Below are 1,813 nucleotides of genomic sequence, written 5' to 3'. Positions count from 1 at the left end.
GAGGAGGCGGTGAAACGGTCGATCAGCGCGGGGCCGGTGCCGAGGGTCTTGGCGAGCTGTACGCCGCTGATCGACAGGCCCTCCTCGACGGTGACGTTGAGGTCGGCGAGTTCGCGTTGCCGCTGGGCGGTGATCTCGCGACGCATCCGGGCGACCCGACGGGTCAGCCAGATGGCCGGCGGCAGCACCACGAGCGAGACCAGGGAGAGCTGCCAGGAGAGCGCGACCATGGCGACGGCGGTGGCGACCACCGTGGTGAGGTTGGCCGCGACGGCGGTGGCGGTGGAGGTGACCACCGACTGCATGCCGCCGATGTCGTTGGTGATGCGGGACTGCACCTCGCCGGTGCGGGTGCGGGTGAAGAAGCCCAGCGACTGGCGCTGAAGGTGGCTGAAGACGTCGGTGCGCAGCCGGTGCATGACCCGCTGGCCGACCTGGGTGGAGATCCAGGTCTGTACGACGCCGAGCGCGGAGGTCACCGCCGCGACGGCGACCATGCCGAGGACCAGCCAGACCAGCAGTGTCACGTCGCCCTGCGGCAGGGCCCGGTCGATCACGGCACGCAGCAGGAACGGGCTGGCCATCGCGATGATCGAGGAGGCCACGATGATCGCGGTGACGGCGGCCAGGGCGGGCCGGTGGGGGGTGAACAGGCGACCGATGCGGCGCAGGGAGACCTGACTGGCCTGCGTCTTCTCTTCGGCGCTGACGGTGCGGTGGCCGCGGTCGCGGCCCATCGGGGTGGGTTCCAAGGGGGTACTGCCTTTCGTCGACGATATTGCTGAGGTTACCTCATCATGAGGTAGCAACCACATCTCCTGCTACCGTATTCCGGTGACCGAGCACACCGCCGACAGCGCCGACGACGAGAGCCTGGCGGAGACGTTCTGGGCGGTGGCGTCCCGGCTGCGCCGGCAGGCCCGGGACTCGCTGGCACCCTGGGACATCACCCCCAGCCAGTCCCGGGCGCTGCGCGTGCTGACCCGGCACGGCGAGGTGCGCCCCGGCACCCTCGCCGAGCATCTGCGCATCGCGCCGCGCTCGGCGACCGAGGTCGTCGACGACCTGCAGACCCGCGGCCTGGTCGAGCGTCGGCCCGACCCGGCCGACCGGCGGGCGACCCTGGTCGCGCTCACCGAGGAGGGCGACCGGGTCAGCACCGCCATCCGGGCCGCCCGCCGGGCCGAGGCGGACCGCTTCTTCGGCCACCTCGACGACACCGACCGAGACGAGCTGGCCCGCATCCTGCGCACTCTGCTCGACTGAGCCGCCCGCGCGGGATCACCTGCGGGTTTGTCGACCCGATGCGCGGGTAGCCAGCGGCCCCGTTCCCACCGGGCCCCGCCACCACCAGTCGGGGAGACCTGACAGGAGGGGCCATGTCTGCCCTGGACCAGCACCGCAACGCCTGATGTGCGGGATCAGCGGGGAGGCACGGTTCGACGGCCGCTCTCCCGACGCGGCGGCGGTCAGCCGGATGTCCGAGGCGATGCGCTCACGCGGCCCGGACGACGAGGGCCTGTTCGCCGCCGGCTGGGTGACCCTCGGGCACCGCCGGCTGACCATCATCGACCTGTCCGACGCCGGTGGGCAGCCGATGGTCCGCGACGATCTGGGCCTGGCGCTGGTCTTCAACGGCTGCATCTACAACTACCCGCAGCTGCGCGAGGAGTTGCAGAACGCCGGGTACGCCTTTCACTCCACCAGCGACACCGAGGTGATCCTGGTGGCGTACGCACACTGGGGTGAACGTTTCGTCGACCCCCTGGTCGGCATGTTCGCGATCGGGCTGGGCGACCGGGCCCGGCGGCGG

At 71.4% G+C, this 1,813-nt stretch carries 2 protein-coding genes and 1 pseudogene; 2 read left to right on the top strand and 1 reads right to left on the bottom strand.

What is annotated here, in order from left to right:
* A partial coding sequence (locus KBX53_RS31920) for an ABC transporter transmembrane domain-containing protein (protein WP_247676524.1) occupies positions 1-737 on the bottom strand: 737 nt, incomplete at its 3' end.
* A gap of 97 nt (positions 738-834) precedes the next feature.
* Here KBX53_RS31920 and KBX53_RS31915 point away from each other — a divergent pair.
* Positions 835-1,266 carry a MarR family winged helix-turn-helix transcriptional regulator gene (locus tag KBX53_RS31915; RefSeq protein WP_030327447.1) on the top strand — a complete coding sequence of 144 codons (432 nt, stop codon included), beginning with the start codon at positions 835-837 and terminating at the stop codon, positions 1,264-1,266.
* Between the two features lie 145 nt (positions 1,267-1,411).
* Positions 1,412-1,813, top strand: a pseudogene (locus KBX53_RS31910) (N-acetylglutaminylglutamine amidotransferase); the annotation flags it as partial.

The sequence above is a fragment of the Micromonospora sp. M51 genome (assembly GCF_018070305.1).
Lineage (GTDB): Bacteria > Actinomycetota > Actinomycetes > Mycobacteriales > Micromonosporaceae > Micromonospora > Micromonospora parva.
Note: the sequence above shows the minus strand (reverse complement) of the source record. Positions and strands in the feature narration are given on the sequence as shown.